Source organism: Micromonospora luteifusca (assembly GCF_016907275.1).
In the GTDB taxonomy this organism is placed as follows: domain Bacteria; phylum Actinomycetota; class Actinomycetes; order Mycobacteriales; family Micromonosporaceae; genus Micromonospora; species Micromonospora luteifusca.
The window spans coordinates 4,112,410-4,128,759 of the sequence record NZ_JAFBBP010000001.1; the positions used below are offsets into that span (position 1 = coordinate 4,112,410).

Genomic DNA, 16,350 nt, shown 5'->3' on the forward strand with positions numbered 1-16,350 from the left:
GAAGAAGCCGGCGCGGCGGGAAATGTCACCCTGGCCGGGGCGATCTAGCGTCGGGTCGCGACCGTCGCCGCCGCAGCGATGGCCGGCAGCAGCGCGTGCGCCCACACCCGGTAGCCGTCCGCGGAGGGGTGGAAGCCGTCGTGGCAGAGCGTGCCCGCGTCGGCTCGGAACACCGGCCCGGTCTCGGTGGCCAGGTCGACCACCGACCCGCCCGCATCCAGCACAGCGGTGGTCTGTGCACGGGCCATCCGACGCCCGGACCAGCCGACCACCTGGCGGAGCGGAGGCGCGATGGCTCGAACCGCGCCGAGATCGGGGCAGGTGCCCACCACCACCTCGACCCGTGCCTCGCGCAGCCGGTGCACCGCCGCGCCCAGATAGGCCGAAGCGTCGGAGGGCCGGCGCAGCCCGGTCGCGTCGTTCGCGCCGATCAGGATCAGCGCCACGTCCGGCCGTTCACCAAGCAGGGCCCGGGCCACCTGGGTGGCCAGGTCCGTCGAGCGGGACCCGGAGACGCCGACGCTGGACAGGTGCACGCGCCGGCCGGTCGGGCCCTCGGCGAGCAGGTTGGCCAACTGTCCGCCGATGGTGTCCTCGAGACGGTCGACACCCACCCCCAGTGCCGACGAGTCGCCGAGCAGCACCAGTCGCAGCGGCGGTGCACCCGATCGGCCGATCGTGGCCCGTAAGGCCAGCCCCAACTCCGGTTGGGCGTAGCGGCGGTGCCGGGCGACGAACGCCTCACCGGCCAGGACGGCGGCGCCTCCCACAGTGCCGGCCAGCAGCGAGATTGCCGCCGCCCGACCCATTCGGCCGGCGAGGCCGGCGGTCACGCCCCGCTCGCTGCGCTCGTTCATGCCAGTCCCTCCACTGTCGAGGCGTCCGGGGCGGACCCGTGCTGCGGCACCGCGCCGACACCGAAGAACGCCCGGCGGCGCAACTGCGCCCACCGGCCGGCCGGCCCTCGGTCGTGGCCCCGGACCTGGGCGCCGCTCACCTCCGTGCCGCCGTGCCGGGCCGCCTCCTGCGCGGCCTCCGCCAGCGACCGTACGCCCTCGCCCCGCGTCGGTGTGGCCCGTCGTTCCTGCCCTGCGCCGAGCACGGACAGCATCGTCGGCAGAAGTGCGGCGGCGGCCATCGCGTAACCCTCGGCGGAGGGGTGGAACCGATCCCAGGCGAACATGCGGGTCGGCTCGGCCGCGAACCGCGGGCCGAGCAGATCACCGAGGGAGACCGTCCAACCGCCCGCCTCGACCACCGCGACCGTCTGGGCTGCGGCGAGCTGCCGGCTCCACCGGTGGGCCAGCCAGCGCAGAGGCGGCTGGATCGGGCGGATCGCGCCCAGGTCGGGGCAGGTACCGACGACCACCTCGCAGCCGGCGTCGCGCAGGCTGTGCACCGCCTCGACCAGGTAGCGCACCGCCAACCCGCGTGGGGTGCGGTTGGTGATGTCGTTGCCGCCGATGAGGATCACCGCGATGTCGGGTCGGCACTCCAACGCCGCCTCCACCTGGTGGCGGAGCGCCGCGGAGATGGCACCCACCACCGCGAAGCGGTGCACCTGCACCGGCCGGTGCAGTCGACGGGACAGGCCGGTGGCGAGCAGCGCGCCGGGTGTCTCCCGACGGCGGTGCACGCCGTAGCCGGCAGCCGACGAGTCGCCGAGCACGACCATGGTGAGTGTTGGGCCGGGGAACTTCGCGCCGTAGATCCCGTCGCAGCGCGGCGGCGGCGCCTCGGCCATCGGGATGGTGCGTCGGGCCTGCCGGGCCTGGCCGAGCAGCACCCCGCCGGTCGCCACCGCGGCCGCCGCGGTGGCGCCCGTCCCGATCGCCGCCAGCCGAGCGAACCGCCGGGCCTGCCGCCAGCGCTCACCACCGGGTACGACGGAATCAGCCACCCCCATACCGCGACATTATCGCGCCGGTCCGACACGCCGCTGTCGTCGTGACGGCACACGGGTGCCTGGAAACCGACGCGACGGGGTATCTGTGCAGAAGAGGCCGACCGGCTTGCGTCGACCCGCCACGCTGATCCGGCGGAGAGGAGCGCGACGATGGGGAAGACACTGAAGCGCAGCGCGGCGTTCACGGCCCTGGCGCGGGCACTGGCAGCCGGGGCACGCGGGGGGCCGTCGCTGGGCACCCGGTTGGCCGCGTTGCCCCGGATGATCCGGGCCACCACCAGAGGGGAGTACGACGGCGGCCTTCGGCTGGCCCTGATGACCGCGGCGACGGCGTACATCGTCTCGCCGATCGACCTGCTACCGGAGATTCCGCTGGCCATCTTCGGATTGGCCGACGACGCGGTCATGATCACGTGGTTGGCCGGCAGCGTGCTCGCCGAAACCGATCGCTTCCTGGAGTGGGAGGCCCGCCGCAGCTCTGTCATCCCCGGGCGGCTGGTGCCCTGACGACACGTACGCTGGGCGACGAGGAAACGTCTGCCCGGCCGCCATCGCCGGCGCCGCAACGAAGGGCACACCGTGCAGTACTACGACAACGTCGTCGACATGATCGGCAACACCCCGCTGGTACGCCTACGTAACGTCACCGAGGGCATCCAGGCCACCGTGCTCGCCAAGGTGGAGTACCTCAACCCGGGCGGCTCGGTGAAGGACCGGATCGCGCTGCGGATGGTGGAGGACGCCGAGGCCGCCGGCCTGCTCAAGCCCGGCGGCACCATCGTCGAGCCGACCAGCGGCAACACCGGTGTCGGGCTGGCCCTGGTGGCCCAGCTCAAGGGCTACAAGTGCGTCTTCGTCTGCCCCGACAAGGTCAGCCAGGACAAGCAGGACGTGCTCCGGGCGTACGGCGCCGAGGTGGTGGTCTGCCCGACGGCGGTCGCCCCGGAGGACCCGCGCTCGTACTACAACGTGTCCGACCGGCTGACCCGGGAGATCCCCGGCGCCTGGAAGCCCAACCAGTACAGCAACCCGGCGAACCCCCGCTCGCACTACGAGACCACCGGCCCGGAGCTGTGGAAGCAGACCGAGGGCGGGCTGACCCACTTCGTGGCGGGCGTCGGCACCGGCGGCACCATCTCCGGCATCGGCCGGTACGTCAAGGAGGCCTCCGAGGGTCGGGTGCGGGTCATCGGCGCCGACCCGGAGGGCTCGGTCTACTCCGGCGGCACCGGCCGGCCGTACCTCGTGGAGGGCGTCGGCGAGGACTTCTGGCCCGAGACGTACGACCAGGGCGTGGCTGACGAGATCGTCGAGGTCTCCGACAAGGCGTCCTTCGAGATGACCCGGCGGCTGGCCCGCGAGGAGGGGCTGCTGGTCGGTGGCTCGTGCGGAATGGCGGTGGTCGCCGCGCTGGAGGTCGCCCGCAAGGCCGGTCCCGACGACGTGGTGGTGGTGCTGCTGCCGGACGGCGGCCGAGGCTACCTCTCCAAGATCTTCAACGACTCGTGGATGGCCCGGTACGGCTTCCTCGACAACTCCGGCGCGGAGCCGACGGTGGCCGACGCGCTGGCCAGCAAGCCGGGCGGGTTGCCCGAGCTGGTGCACGTGCACCCCACCGAGACGGTCCGTGACGCGATCGACTACATGCGCGAGTACGGCGTCTCGCAGCTGCCCGTGCTCAAGGCCGAGCCGCCCGTGGTGACCGGCGAGGTGGCCGGCTCGATCGCCGAGCGGGACCTGCTCGACGCGTTGTTCACCGGCCAGGCGCACCTGCACGACACGATCGAGCGGCACATGGGCGACCCGCTGCCGATGATCGGTGGCGGCCAGCCGGTGAGCGAGGCGGTGGGCCTGCTGGAGAAGTCCGACGCGGCCCTGGTCCTGGTCGACGGCAAGCCCAAGGGAGTTCTGACCCGCCAAGACCTCCTGGCCCACCTGGGCGCCCACTAGACGAGTACGTCCTGACCCTGTCTGGGGCCGTCGGCGCGCCCGGCGGCCGGGGGGTGACCGTCGGTCACCTCCGTGGGGGGCGGATGCGGTAGTGAGCGGTATACCTCAGAGTCATATTCATACCTCTGCGGTATACCGCTCAACAGCGCATCGACATGGCGGAGCCAGCCCTTTCTCCACCACCCGCAGATCGGCACCGGACACCCCTGCTCAGGGCGGTCGGTCTGCTTCCGGGCTGGGCAGTTCAGAGGGGGCGGGCGTAGCGGACCTGCGGGGTGAGGGCCGTGCCGATGTGCTCTGCGCGCTCCACGCCCGTCGACGTCCAGCCGCCGCGCTGGTAGAAGGCGCGGGCGTGGGCGTTGTCCCGGAGCACCCAGAGCGCGGCGCGCCGCCAGCCCCGGGCCCGCATGGCGTCCAAGGCGTCCACCATCAGGGTGCGGCCGGTGCCGCGACCCTGCTCGGCCGGCTCGAGGTGCAGTGCGTTGAGCAGCCCGGTGGCCGGGTCGTCCTCGTCGTCCGGGCCCAGGTGGCTGAACCCGACCAACGCCCCGGCCCGCTCGGCCACGATCAGCCGGTGCGTGTCCCGTTCCCAGTGCCACCGCTCGGTCCAGTACTGCCCCATCGCCTCCGGCGTCGGGTTCGCCAACGCCTCGGCCGGCAGAAAGGCCGAGTACGCGGCGACCCGGGAGCGCTGGTGCAGGGCACCCACCGCCATCAGGTCGGCATCGGTCGCGGGGCGGAGCGTGACGGTCACTCGGCCGAGGCTACCCGGCGGGGTGGGAGCTGCACCGTGGTCAGGTCCTCGGCGATGATCAGGTCACCGTCGAAGTGCGCGCGTGCCTCGTCGTGGAACCGGCGCGGGTCGCTGTAGCGCTGGGAGAAGTGGGTGAGCACGAGCCGGCGTACCCCGGACTCGGTCGCCACCCGGGCGGCCTGCGCCGCGGTCAGGTGGCCGACTTCGGCGGCGAGCGCGGTCTCCGACTCCAGGAACGTCGACTCGATGACCAGCAGGTCGGCGTGCTCGGCGAGGGCGTACACGCCGTCGCAGAGGCCGGTGTCCATCACGAACGCGAACCGCTGCCCCGGCCGGGGCACGCTCACCTCGTCGCGGGTGATGCGGCGTCCGTCCAGGTCCAGGTGTCCGACGCGGATCAGTTCGCCGACGGCCGGCCCGGCGATGCCGTACGCGGTCAGCTTCTCCGGCAGCATCCGGTGGCCGTCCGGCTCGACCAGCCGGTAGCCGTACGTCTCGATGGGGTGCCGTAGTCGGCGTGCCTCCAGCGTGCCGCAGCTCAGGGCGATGCGCTGGCCGTCCGCCTCGATCGGGGTGACCCGCAGCTCGGCGGTCTCGTGGAAGGAGGTGGCGTGCCGGAGTCGGGCGAAGTATTCGGCACCGCCAGCCGGGAAGTGCACCGCGACCGGGTGTGGCACCCGGTCCAGGGAGAGCCGCTGGATGGTGCCGGGCAGGCCGAGGCAGTGGTCGCCGTGGAAGTGGGTGACGCAGATCCGGGTCAGGTCGGTGGCGGTGACCGTGGTGTGCAGGAGTTGGCGCTGACTGCCCTCACCCGGGTCGAAGAGGATCACCTCGTCGTCCCACCGCAGCACGTACCCGTTGTGGTTGCGCTGGCGTGTCGGCGCCTGGCTGGCCGTCCCCAGCACCACCAGTTCGCGCATGGACATCGCCGGTCCTCCGGATATGGAGCGACCCCCGGGGCGCTCCGCGCTGGTGCGCGGGCCGGCTGGACTTGGCCGGCACCCCGGGGGTCGGGTGGCTGTCGTGGATTCGCCGCACCGCTGCCACACGGTCCCGACGATGGTGCTAATGCCCGCCTTGCGGCGGACCGATCACTGTCGAGGACAGCGGCTAGCTGACAGCCACCTCACGAGTCCGATTGCTATACAAGTCTGGACCACCTCCTTTCACGTGTACGGCCACGCTATCGAGTCCCGGCCAGGCTCCGCAACGGATTTGAATCACAGGCAAAGTGGGAAGCTCAGCTGTCGAGGACGCTGCGGGTTTGGTAGCCCGGAACTGAACGACAGGTTTCAGCCAGCGGTACGGGCCACGCCGACCGGGCAGCTCAGCCCGTTCGGGCCGTGGTTGCAGTAACCGTTCGGGTTCTTTGTCGGGGCCAGGTACTGCTGGTGGTAGTCCTCGGCGAAGTAGTAGCTGCCGAGCGGAGCGATCTCGGTGGTGATCTCACCCTTGCCGGCCCGCTTCACGATCGGCTGGAAGGCGTCCCGGGACGACTCGGCGATGGCCCGCTGCTCGTCCGTGGTCGTGTAGATCGCCGACCGGTACTGGGTGCCCACGTCGTTGCCCTGGCGCATGCCCTGGGTCGGGTCGTGGTTCTCCCAGAAGACCTTCAGCAGGTCCTCATAAGTGATCTTGCTTGGGTCGTACACCACCTGGACGACCTCGGCGTGCCCGGTCCGGCCGGAACACGTCTCCTCGTACGTCGGGTTCCTGGTGATGCCACCGGCGTAGCCGGCGGAGGTGGTGTAAACGCCGGGCAGCGTCCAGAACAGCCGTTCGGCCCCCCAGAAGCAGCCCATGCCGAAGACGGCGACCTGCAGACCCTCGGGGAACGGGCCCTTCAGCGGGGTGCCCAGCACCTCGTGCCGGTCGGCGACCGGCATGGCGATCGGGCGGCCCGGCAGGGCCTGGTCGGGCGAAATCATCTCGGCGTTCATACGGCGCAAGAACACGGTGGGGATCTCCTCTCGTACCTCTCCCAGCGTGTAACACCGGTGGGTCTTCCTTCCTTACCCGTGCACGCGTGAGTCAGGCCCCGCCCGGGAGAGCGGCGGCGACCTGGTCGGCGTACGTCTGGGCCTGGGTGTCGTCGTCGTAGCGGGTGCGTGGCCAGAAGAACCCGCGCAGCCCGTCCCCCTTCGTCCGGGGAACCACATGGGTGTGCAGGTGGGGCACCGACTGGGACACCTTGTTGTTCATCGCCACGAACGTCCCACCAGCCCCGAGACCGGTCTCCACGGCCACCGCCACCCGCCGCACCAGCGCGAAGTATCCGGGCAGCAGGTCGGGCGGCAACTCGGCCAGGGTCACCAGATGGACCCGGGGCACCACCAGCACGTGCCCCTTGAACACCGGCCGGGTGTCCAGGAACGCGACCCCGTCCGGGGTGTCGGCGACCCGGAAGGCCGGCACCTCACCCGCGACGATCCCGCAGAACACGCAACCGCTCATCGGCCCAGGCTAGGCGGGCGTCCCGGCAACGACAGCCGCGGGAGCGTGGGTTCCGTTCCAGCCCTCTCCGACGGGCACTAGCCTCACCAGAATGAGTCACGGCTTCGAGACGCTCGCCATCCACGCCGGTCAGGACCCTGAGGCCCGTACCGGCGCGGTGATTCCTCCGATCTACCAGACCAGCACGTACGCGCAGGACGCCGTCGGCGCGCCCCGCCTCGGCTACGAGTACAGCCGCTCGGGCAACCCGACCCGCGACGCGCTCCAGGAGTGCCTCGCGGCGCTGGAGGGCGGGCCGGTGGGGCTCGCCTTCGCCAGCGGCCTGGCGGCCGAGGACACCCTGCTGCGGGCCGTGTGCCAACCGGGCGACCACGTGGTGATCCCGGACGACGCGTACGGCGGCACGTACCGGCTGTTCGCCCGCGTCGCCCAGCGCTGGGGCCTGGAGTTCACCCCGGCCAAGGTCTCCGACCCGGCCGCGATCCGGGCGGCCGTGCAGCCCGGTCGCACGAAGATCGTCTGGCTGGAGACGCCGACGAACCCGCTGCTCGGCATCGCCGACATCGCCGCCCTGGCCTCCGTGGCACACGACGCGGGCGCGCTGCTGGTGGTGGACAACACCTTCGCCTCGCCGTACCTGCAGCAGCCGATCGCGCACGGCGCGGACGTGGTGGTGCACTCCACCACCAAGTACATCGGCGGGCACTCCGACGTGGTCGGTGGCGCGCTCGTCGTTGCCGACGCCGCACTCGGCGAGGAGTTGCGCTACCACCAGAACGCGATGGGCGCGATCAACGGCCCGTTCGACGCCTGGCTCACCCTGCGCGGCATCAAGACCCTCGGGGTACGCATGGACCGGCACTGCGACAACGCCGAGCGGCTCGCCGCGTACCTCGACGGGCACGCCAAGGTGGCCGAGGTGATCTACCCCGGGCTGCCCTCGCACCCTGGTCACGAGGTGGCCGCGAAGCAGATGCGCCGGTTCGGCGGCATGATCTCGTTCCGCGCCGCCGGCGGTGAGGACCACGCCGTGGACATCTGCAACCGGGCCAAGCTCTTCGTGCTCGCCGAGTCGCTGGGCGGCGTGGAATCCCTGATTGAGCATCCGGGTCGGATGACACACGCAAGTGCTGCCGGCTCGCCGCTTGAAGTTCCCGGCGATCTCGTGCGACTGTCTGTCGGCATCGAGACGGTCGACGACCTACTCGCTGATCTGGAGCAGGCGTTGGGCTGACCGCTGGGGAGGATGGCCGTGCAGGACATCATGGCGACCTGGGTCGGGGCGACCGCCAAGCAGATCGCCCGGGGCGTGCGCCGGGGTGACGTGTCGGCCACCCAGGTCGTCGCCGACCACCTCGAGTACATCGGCCGTGCCGACCGTGAGCTGGCCGCGTTCCGTGCCGTGCGCGGCGGCGAGGCGATCACCGAGGCGGAGAAGGTCGACGAGCAGGAGGACCTAGCCAACCTGCCGCTGGCCGGGGTGCCGGTGGCGGTCAAGGAGAACACTCCGGTCGCCGGTCTGCCCACCTGGAACGGCTCGGCGGCCGCGCGCACCGACGTCGCGGAGGCTGACCACGAGGTGGTGCGTCGGTTGCGCGGCGCCGGCGCGGTGATCCTCGGTGTGACCCGGATGCCCGAGCTGGGGCTGTGGGCGCTGACCGACGACGACAGCGCGGTGACCCGCAACCCGTGGGACAGCACGCGTACCCCTGGCGGGTCCTCCGGTGGCGCCGCCGCCGCAGTGGCCGCCGGGCTGGTGCCGATCGCCCACGGCAACGACGGTCTCGGCTCGATCCGCATCCCCGCGGCCTGCTGCGGGCTGGTCGGGCTCAAGCCCGGTCGGGGCGTGGTGCCCTGCCAGCTCGGCGCGGACGACTGGTTCGGCCTCACCGAGCACGGCATGCTGACCAGCACCGTCGCCGACGCGGCGGTCGGCTTCTCGGTGCTCGCCGGCCGGCGTCCCGAGAAGCTGGTCCCGCCGCAGCGGCTACGGGTGGGCGTCTCGCTGCGCTCCCCGGTGCGCGGCGTCGCACCGGACGCGCCCAACCGGGACGCCGTCGCCGCCGCCGGCCGGCTTCTCGCCGCTGCCGGGCACGACACGGTGCCAGCCGATCCGGTCTATCCCACCGCGCTGGGCCTGCAGGGCATCGCCACCTGGTTCGCCGCCGCCGCCACCGACGTCCGGGCCTCCGGGTTGGACCGACGTGGCCTGCAACGGCGTACCCGGCGGCACGTCGCGCTCGGCGAATGGGCGCAGCGTCGCGGCTACGTGCGGGAGGCTGACCGGGCCGCCTGGCGGCAACGGTCGGTGGACTTCTTCACCGACCACTCGGTGGACCTGCTGCTCACCCCGGCGCTGGCCACCGCACCGCCGGAGGCGGCACGCTGGTCGGAGAGGTCCTGGCGGGCGAACATGACAGCCAACATCCGGTACGCCCCGTACGCCGCGCCGTGGAACATCGCCGGCCTGCCGGCGGTCGTGGTGCCGGTCGGCCGCCGTCCGGACGGCCTGCCGGTCGCCGTGCAACTGGTCGGTCCGCCGGGCTCGGAGCTGCTGCTGCTCGGTGTGGCCGGCCAGTTCGAGATGGCCGCTCCGTGGGCACGCCACGCCCCCGGTTACCCCAGGGTCGGCACGGGGTCCCCAGCCACTGCCTGATCGTCACCGGGTGCGCGGGTCAGCGCTGCCCAGCGAGCCCACCCCGGGCAACCCCCGGTGTCGCCGCCGACAGCTCGGGAGGCGGGTGGCACGATCGGGGGCATGACGGAACTGGTCGGTCTCGACGACGTGCGGGCCGCACGGGAGTTGCTCGCAGGTGTCATCCGGACCACCCCGCTGGAGCCCTCCCGCCCGCTCAGCGCGGCGCTGGGCGGGCCGACCTGGCTCAAGTGCGAGAACGTGCAGCGCGCCGGCTCCTACAAGGTGCGCGGCGCGTACGTGCGAATCTCCCGGTTGTCGGCGGCGGAGCGGGAGCGCGGCGTGGTCGCGGCGAGCGCGGGCAACCACGCGCAGGGCGTGGCCCTCGCCGCCGGCCTGGTCGGCACACACGCCACCGTCTTCATGCCGGTCAACGCGCCGCTGCCGAAGGTGGCCGCCACCAAGGGGTACGGCGCACAGGTCGAGTTGGCCGGCAACACCGTCGACGAGTCGCTGGTCGCCGCTCAGACGTATGCGGAGCGCACGGGCGCCGTGTTGATCCACCCGTTCGACCACCACGATGTGATCGCCGGTCAGGGCACGGTGGCGCTGGAGATCCTCGAACAGTGCCCGGAGGTGAAGACAATCATCACCGGGGTCGGTGGTGGCGGACTGATCTCGGGCATGGCGGTGGTCGCGAAGGCGTTGCGGCCGGACGTCCGGATCATCGGCGTCCAGGCGGCCGGCGCGGCGGCGTTTCCGCCCTCGCTGGTGGCCGGGGAGCCGGTGCGGCTGCGCGCCTTCTCCACGATCGCCGACGGCATCGCGGTCGGCCGGCCGGGGGAGATCACCTTCAACCACGTGCGCAAGCTGGTCGACGAGATCGTGACGGTCTCCGAGGAAGACATCTCCCGGGCCCTGTTGATGCTCCTGGAGCGCGGCAAGCAGGTGGTCGAGCCGGCCGGGGCGGTCGGCGTCGCCGCGTTGCTGGCCGGCGTGGTCGAGGTGGAGACGCCGGTGGTCGCGGTGCTCTCCGGCGGCAACATCGACCCGCTGCTGATGATGCGGGTGATCGAGCACGGCCTGGCCGCCGCGGGTCGCTATCTGCGGGTGACCGTGCGCTGCTCGGACCGGCCGGGGCAACTCGCGTCGCTGCTCAGCCAGATCGCCGAGCACCGGGCCAACGTGGTGGACGTCGAGCACCAGCGGGCGAACCCGCACCTCAGCCTCGGCGAGGTGGAGGTGGCGCTGTCGGTGGAAACCCGGGGCGTGGAGCACTCGGACACCCTGATCAGCGCGTTGCGCGCCAGCGGTTACCAGGTGGTCTTCGCCGCCGAGGCGTGACACCGGTGGTGCCACGCCTCGGGTGCGGTGTTGCTGAGCGGGGTCGTGCGGCCGGCGACGGTCAGCCGGAGAACGGCTCGAAGCTGACCACGGTCACCTTGATGTCGGCACCGCTCGGCGCCGTGTAGGTGCAGGTCTGCCCAGGTCGGCCGCCCAGGATCGCCTTGCCGAGCGCAGACTCGGGGCTGTAGACGGTCAGGTCGGTGGTGGCCGCGATCTCCCGCGAACCGAGCAGGAAGGTCTCGGTGTCGTTGGCGTCGTCGTCGAAGTAGATCGTCACGACCATGCCCGGCGACACCGCGTCCGCCGTCGGCGCCTCGCCAACCTTCGCGGTGCGCAGCAGCTCCTGCAGGTAGCGGATACGACCCTCGGCCTTGCCCTGCTCCTCGCGGGCGGCGTGGTAGCCGCCGTTCTCCCGCAGGTCGCCCTCCTCGCGCCGAGCGTTGATCTCGGCGGCGATTGCCGGACGGTTGGCGATGTGCTCGTCGAGCTCGGCCTGGAGGCGGTCGTGCGCGTCCTGCGACAGCCAGGTGGCGGGCGCCTCGTTGCCAGTGGACACAGGCGTTCTCCTCAGTTGTGCGTGGCTGGCTGACAGGTGAACTACCAAGTTACCAGTGCGGTACGACACAGCGTGTCGGCCATCACCGCCGGTGTCCGGGTCCGACACCGGGGGTAGGCGCGTTGCGGGCCTCGTTCGCAGAGCCGTTTGGGCAGCTCAGGACGGAGGTTGGCAGCGCAGGACCTCGCCGATGAACGGCCGCTCGGTGGTGGCCAGGCGGTGCCGGGTCGTGACGTGCCGGTTGCCGGGCTCGGCGGTCACGGTGACTTGGTCACGGGCCACCTCGGCACCCGCGTGGGTTCGGGCCCGCAGCACGCAGACCGCCGATCCGCCCGGCGGCACGGTCACCCGGAAGTCGACCACCACCTGACTGTCCGTGATGTCGGTGTACGTGATCACTTGGGCGTCGTAGAGCGGATCGCCGTACTGGCGGTAGAGCCGGAACGAGATCACGGTCAGCGTCGACACGAGTGCCACCAGCACCAGCGCGGCCAGCAGCGTACGACGGCGCTTGCCGCCGGACTCCCGCCGACGGCCGTAGCGCCCGGCCGGAAAAACCGGAGCACCTGCTGAAATTGTGGTGTGCGTCTCGGTCACCGGCGGGTATCTCCTGGCGTTGTTGTCGGCGGCATCGGCAAGAATGACAGAGTCCATCCTCCCACCCGGTCCAGCGGCAGGAATAGCAGGTCACTCCCTGCGGCGCTGGCCGGCGACAGGGTGCGATGAGGAACGATCCCGGCAGGTCAGCCGGTCGAGCCCGGTCGGGTCCACCGGCCGGCACAGACGAGGAGTGCCGAAGTTGGCAGAGCAGCTGCGTCTCATGGCCGTGCACGCGCATCCCGACGACGAGTCGAGCAAGGGTGCGGCGACCATGGCCAAGTACGTCGCCGAGGGCGTGGATGTCCTGGTCGTGACGTGCACCGGCGGGGAGCGCGGCAGCGTGCTCAACCCCAAGCTCGACCGCCCCGACGTCTGGGCCAACATCGGCGAGATCCGTCGCGCCGAGATGGACGCCGCCCGGGCGATCCTCGGCGTCGAGCAGGCATGGCTCGGCTTCGTCGACTCCGGGCTGCCCGAGGGCGACCCGCTGCCACCGCTGCCCGGGGGCTGTTTCGCCCTGCAGGACGTCGAGGTGGCCGCCGGTCCACTGGTGCGGCTGATGCGCGAGTTCCGTCCGCACGTGGTGACCACGTACGACGAAGAGGGCGGCTACCCGCACCCGGACCACATCATGTGCCACAAGGTGACGGTGGCCGCGTTCGAGGCCGCCGGTGACCCGGAGCGCTTCCCGGAGCTGGGTGCGCCCTGGCAGCCACTGAAGCTGTACTACGACATCGGCTTCTCCAAGGCCAAGATCATGGCCCTGCACGAGGGCATGTTGGCCGCGGGTAAGGAGTCGCCGTACGAGGAGTGGCTCAAGCGCTGGGAGGACCGGCCGGACAAGGGCCCGCGGATCACCACTCGGGTGGAGTGCTCCGAATACTTCCCGGTCCGCGACGACGCGCTGCGCGCCCACGCCACCCAGGTCGACCCGGACGGCTTCTGGTTCCACGTTCCGATGGAGCTGCAGCGCCACGCCTGGCCGACCGAGGATTTCGAGCTGGCCCGCTCAGTTGTCGACAGCCCGCTGCCCGAGTCCGATCTCTTCGCGGGCGTGCGGGAGACGGCGCACGCACGCTGATCCCAGGCGGGGCTACGCTGGTTACCAATCGCACATCGGAGGAACGTCATGCTGACCGCTGCCCAGGTGCTCGCGGAGAACAACTTCGGGGACACCCGCACGGGTGGTCTGGCCGGGCCGATGGGCCTCTTCCTCATCCTGCTGCTGGCCGCCGCGACCATCCTGCTGATCCGCAACATGAACGCGCGGCTGCGCCGCCTGCCTGACCGGTTCCCGCAGCAGACGGGGCCGGCCGATCCGACCAGGGCCGATGCCGCAGTCGCCGATCCGACAGACGGGACCGGAGGGCATGATTCATCCACGCCCGGTCCCAATGGTCACCAGCAGCACCGGAACGGGTAGTCAGCACGTGATTCACGCCGAACCGGTTGGTCGCCCCCTGTTGCGGCCACCCGGTTTGGCTTAGCCTTCCGCCGGGGGGACCAAAAGTCCCCGAGCCGTGTGCGGGAGGGGGCGCCGATGACCAGCACAGCACCGGCCGCCCGCCGCGACGTCGGTCGGTCGGCTGACGGGGGAGGTCGATGACCTCCGGGCCGGCCGGTGACCCATTCGACCGGCTCGGGGTGCGAGGCACGCCGGGCCGCCTGCTCGTGCTCACCGCCGCCGTCACCCTGACCGCCCTGGTCGCCTCCGTGGTCGGGTTGACCCTCCCGGCCAGGCTGCCGGCCGACGACCCCCTCGGCGGTCCGGCGCGGTTCGGCATCGCTGTCGCCGTCCTCGCTCTCGCCCAGCTCGCCCGGCTGCGGTTCCGCTCAGCCGCGGGCATGGTCAGCATCACCTGGGGCGAGGCCGCGCTGATCGTCTGCCTCCATCTGACGCCGGCCGGCTGGCTGCCGTCTGCCACGCTGCTCGGCGCCGGCCTGGCCTGGACGATGCTCTCGCTGCACAACGACCGCCGTCCGGCCCTGGAGATCGTCCGGATCGCCGCGTCGCTGGCCGCCGCGTCGGCACTGGCCGTCTCCGTGGCCACCGCGCTCGGCCGGCCGTTGCTCGCCCAGCCCACCCCGATGCTGGCGGTGGCCGTGATCGCCGGGTCGGTGACCTACCTCCTGGTGACCGCCTGGCTCGGTGGGGTGACGCTGGGGCTGCGGCACGGGCTGCCCATCGGGCCGCCGTTGCTCGCCGCGCTGCGCGGCAAGATCATGATGTTCGTCGGCAACGTAGCGGTCGGTCTCGTGGTGGTGGCACTGCTGGAGCTCGACGCACGCTGGTTGCTGTTGCTGCCGCCGCTGCTCTGGCTGCTGCAGCAGACCTACCGCTACCGGCTGCGCTCCGATCAGGAGCGCCGCACCTGGCGAGCCTTCGCCGAAGCCACGGCAGCCCTCAACCAGCTCGACGAACGAGGTGTGGCCAGCGCGGCGGTCACCGGGGCGCTGGCGCTGTTCAACGCCGAACTGGTCGACGTCGACGTGGCTCGGAGCGACGGCCGGTGGCATCGGTACCGAGGCGACGCCGGCGGCCAACTCGTCGACCGTGAGACGGACCCCCCGGACCCCCCGGACCGGTCGGTGCCGGACGAGCACGAGCTGAGCCGGGAACTGTCGGTCGGCGCCGCCCCGGTCGGTCGGCTGCGGGTCCGGTTCCCCCGTGCTGCCCCGCCCAACGCCCGGGAACGCGACGCGGTGGCCGCGTTTGGCGACGCGCTGGCCGCCGCGCTGCACGACGCCGCAACTCACCGCGAGCTGCGGCTGGTGACCGCCCGTTCGTCGTACGAGGCGGTGCACGATCCGCTCACCGGGTTGGCCAACCGGGCGGCGATGCTCGGCAAGGGCGATCAGTCGCTGCGGCAGCTCGCGCACGATCACCCGGTGGCGTTGCTGCTGCTGGACATCAACCAGTTCAAGGAAGTCAACGACACACTCGGTCACGCCGCCGGTGACCAGTTGCTGCGGCTGACCGCGAACCGGCTCAGCGCGCTGGCCCGTCCGGGCGACCTGCTCGGCCGGCTCGGCGGCGACGAATTCGCGCTGCTGCTCACCGCCGTGCCGGTGCTCGGTGACCGGGCCGCCCCGATGGCCCACGCACTGCGCCAGGCCCGTGAGATCGCCGAGCGGCTGGCCGCCCCGACCGAGGTGGCCGGCGTACGGATGTCGATAGAAGTCTCCGTCGGGGTGGTGGTGGCCGACGCCGGCACCGCCGATCTGACCGAGTTGCTGCGCCGGGCCGACATCGCGATGTACCAGGCCAAGGAGGGCGGCGGCAACGTCGCCGCGTACGACGGCACTCGCGACGCGGCCAGCACCGACCAGCTCGCCCTGCTGGCGGAGCTACGCGAGGCGCTGAAGGTCGACGATCAGCTGGTGCTGGCGTTGCAACCGGCGGTCGACCTGGCCACCGGCGCGCCCACCGGTGTGGAGGCGCTGATCCGCTGGCAGCATCCCCGCCGTGGGTGGCTGAGCCCGGCCGACTTCATCCGGCCGGTGGAGAACAGCGAGCAACTGGGCACCTTCACCCGGTACGTGCTGGACAAGGCCCTCAGCGTGGCCGCCGGCTGGGCCCGGGAAGGTCTGGACGTCCCGATCTCGGTCAACCTGTCGGCGCGCAGCCTGCTCGACCCCCGGTTGCCGGCGGAGATCGCCGAGGCGCTGCGCCGCCATCAGGTGCCGCCGCACCGGCTCGTCCTGGAGATCACCGAGACGGTGGTGATGAGTGAGCTGGAGGTCATCGACGAGGTGCTGGCCACGCTCCGGTCGATGGGCGTGCAACTCGCGGTCGACGACTTCGGCACCGGCTTCTCGTCGCTGACCTTCCTCACCCGGATCGCGGTGGACGAGTTGAAGGTGGACCGCTCCTTCGTGATCCGGATGGCCGACTCCCCGGAGGCGGCGGCGATCGTACGGACGACCGTGGGCCTCGCCCACGAGTTGGGGCTGCGCGTGGTCGCCGAAGGGGTGGAGACCGCCGAGCAGCGGATGGCCCTGACCGAGCTGGGTTGCACCTCCGCGCAGGGTTACCACTTCTTCAAGCCGATGCCGGCGGACAAGATCGGCGCGGTCCTGGGGTCGCTACGCGACTCGGCGGAGTCGAATGTGTTCCGGCTCCGCGCCGACGGCGCCTCCTGACCTCA

At 71.7% G+C, this 16,350-nt stretch carries 16 protein-coding genes; 8 read left to right on the top strand and 8 right to left on the bottom strand.

Annotated features, from left to right (window positions below; genetic code table 11):
- Positions 1–44: 44 nt before the first annotated feature.
- A complete protein-coding gene (locus JOD64_RS18760) occupies positions 45–857 on the bottom strand; it encodes an SGNH/GDSL hydrolase family protein (protein ID WP_204943403.1) in 813 nt (270 codons plus the stop codon).
- Positions 854–1,906: an SGNH/GDSL hydrolase family protein gene (locus JOD64_RS18765; RefSeq protein ID WP_204943404.1), complete on the bottom strand. Its 1,053-nt coding sequence runs from the start codon at positions 1,904–1,906 to the stop codon at positions 854–856. The genes JOD64_RS18760 and JOD64_RS18765 overlap by 4 nt, the downstream gene beginning before the upstream one ends.
- Before the next feature lie 150 nt (positions 1,907–2,056).
- Between JOD64_RS18765 and JOD64_RS18770 the strand changes: the two genes are divergently transcribed.
- Positions 2,057–2,413 (top strand): YkvA family protein, encoded by a 357-nt coding sequence (locus tag JOD64_RS18770; RefSeq protein WP_204943405.1) that lies wholly within the window; start codon positions 2,057–2,059, stop codon positions 2,411–2,413.
- Positions 2,414–2,485: 72 nt separating this feature from the next.
- A complete protein-coding gene (locus JOD64_RS18775; RefSeq protein WP_204943406.1) occupies positions 2,486–3,856 on the top strand; it encodes a cystathionine beta-synthase in 1,371 nt (456 codons plus the stop codon).
- A 244-nt stretch (positions 3,857–4,100) separates the two neighbouring features.
- Here JOD64_RS18775 and JOD64_RS18780 read toward each other — a convergent pair whose 3' ends face one another.
- The 4 genes from JOD64_RS18780 to JOD64_RS18795 form a co-directional block, all read right to left on the bottom strand.
- Positions 4,101–4,610, bottom strand: coding sequence for a GNAT family N-acetyltransferase (locus JOD64_RS18780; protein WP_204943407.1), 510 nt, complete (start codon positions 4,608–4,610; stop codon positions 4,101–4,103).
- A complete protein-coding gene (locus JOD64_RS18785; RefSeq protein WP_204943408.1) occupies positions 4,607–5,536 on the bottom strand; it encodes a ribonuclease Z in 930 nt (309 codons plus the stop codon). Before JOD64_RS18785 ends, JOD64_RS18780 begins: the two co-directional genes overlap by 4 nt.
- A gap of 366 nt (positions 5,537–5,902) precedes the next feature.
- Positions 5,903–6,565 (bottom strand): peptide-methionine (S)-S-oxide reductase MsrA, encoded by a 663-nt coding sequence (msrA, locus tag JOD64_RS18790; RefSeq protein WP_204943409.1) that lies wholly within the window; start codon positions 6,563–6,565, stop codon positions 5,903–5,905.
- A 76-nt stretch (positions 6,566–6,641) separates the two neighbouring features.
- Positions 6,642–7,064, bottom strand: a complete 423-nt coding sequence (locus JOD64_RS18795; RefSeq protein ID WP_204943410.1) for an HIT family protein — start codon at positions 7,062–7,064, stop codon at positions 6,642–6,644.
- Between the two features lie 91 nt (positions 7,065–7,155).
- On the opposite strand from JOD64_RS18795, the gene JOD64_RS18800 reads away from it, so the two are divergent.
- From JOD64_RS18800 to ilvA, 3 genes are all read left to right on the top strand, one after another.
- Entirely contained in the window at positions 7,156–8,298 is a 1,143-nt protein-coding gene (locus tag JOD64_RS18800) for a cystathionine gamma-synthase (RefSeq protein ID WP_204943411.1), read from the top strand.
- Between the two features lie 12 nt (positions 8,299–8,310).
- Complete coding sequence (locus tag JOD64_RS18805; protein ID WP_204943412.1) at positions 8,311–9,720, top strand: amidase; 1,410 nt, start codon at positions 8,311–8,313, stop codon at positions 9,718–9,720.
- A 102-nt stretch (positions 9,721–9,822) separates the two neighbouring features.
- A complete protein-coding gene (gene ilvA, locus JOD64_RS18810) occupies positions 9,823–11,043 on the top strand; it encodes a threonine ammonia-lyase (RefSeq protein WP_204943413.1) in 1,221 nt (406 codons plus the stop codon).
- Between the two features lie 61 nt (positions 11,044–11,104).
- Here ilvA and greA read toward each other — a convergent pair whose 3' ends face one another.
- Together greA and JOD64_RS18820 are read right to left on the bottom strand one after the other, a co-directional pair.
- Positions 11,105–11,602 carry a transcription elongation factor GreA gene (greA, locus tag JOD64_RS18815; protein WP_110562546.1) on the bottom strand — a complete coding sequence of 166 codons (498 nt, stop codon included), beginning with the start codon at positions 11,600–11,602 and terminating at the stop codon, positions 11,105–11,107.
- A 156-nt stretch (positions 11,603–11,758) separates the two neighbouring features.
- Positions 11,759–12,199, bottom strand: coding sequence for a DUF4307 domain-containing protein (locus tag JOD64_RS18820; protein WP_204946138.1), 441 nt, complete (start codon positions 12,197–12,199; stop codon positions 11,759–11,761).
- Positions 12,200–12,401: 202 nt separating this feature from the next.
- Here JOD64_RS18820 and mca point away from each other — a divergent pair, with 202 nt between their 5' ends.
- The 3 genes from mca (at position 12,402) to JOD64_RS18835 (ending at position 16,345) form a co-directional block, all read left to right on the top strand.
- Positions 12,402–13,283: a mycothiol conjugate amidase Mca gene (mca, locus tag JOD64_RS18825; RefSeq protein ID WP_204943414.1), complete on the top strand. Its 882-nt coding sequence runs from the start codon at positions 12,402–12,404 to the stop codon at positions 13,281–13,283.
- 48 nt (positions 13,284–13,331) lie between these two features.
- Complete coding sequence (locus JOD64_RS18830; RefSeq protein WP_204943415.1) at positions 13,332–13,625, top strand: hypothetical protein; 294 nt, start codon at positions 13,332–13,334, stop codon at positions 13,623–13,625.
- A 179-nt stretch (positions 13,626–13,804) separates the two neighbouring features.
- Positions 13,805–16,345 carry a putative bifunctional diguanylate cyclase/phosphodiesterase gene (locus JOD64_RS18835; protein WP_239559576.1) on the top strand — a complete coding sequence of 847 codons (2,541 nt, stop codon included), beginning with the start codon at positions 13,805–13,807 and terminating at the stop codon, positions 16,343–16,345.
- The last annotated feature ends 5 nt before the right edge of the window (positions 16,346–16,350 follow it).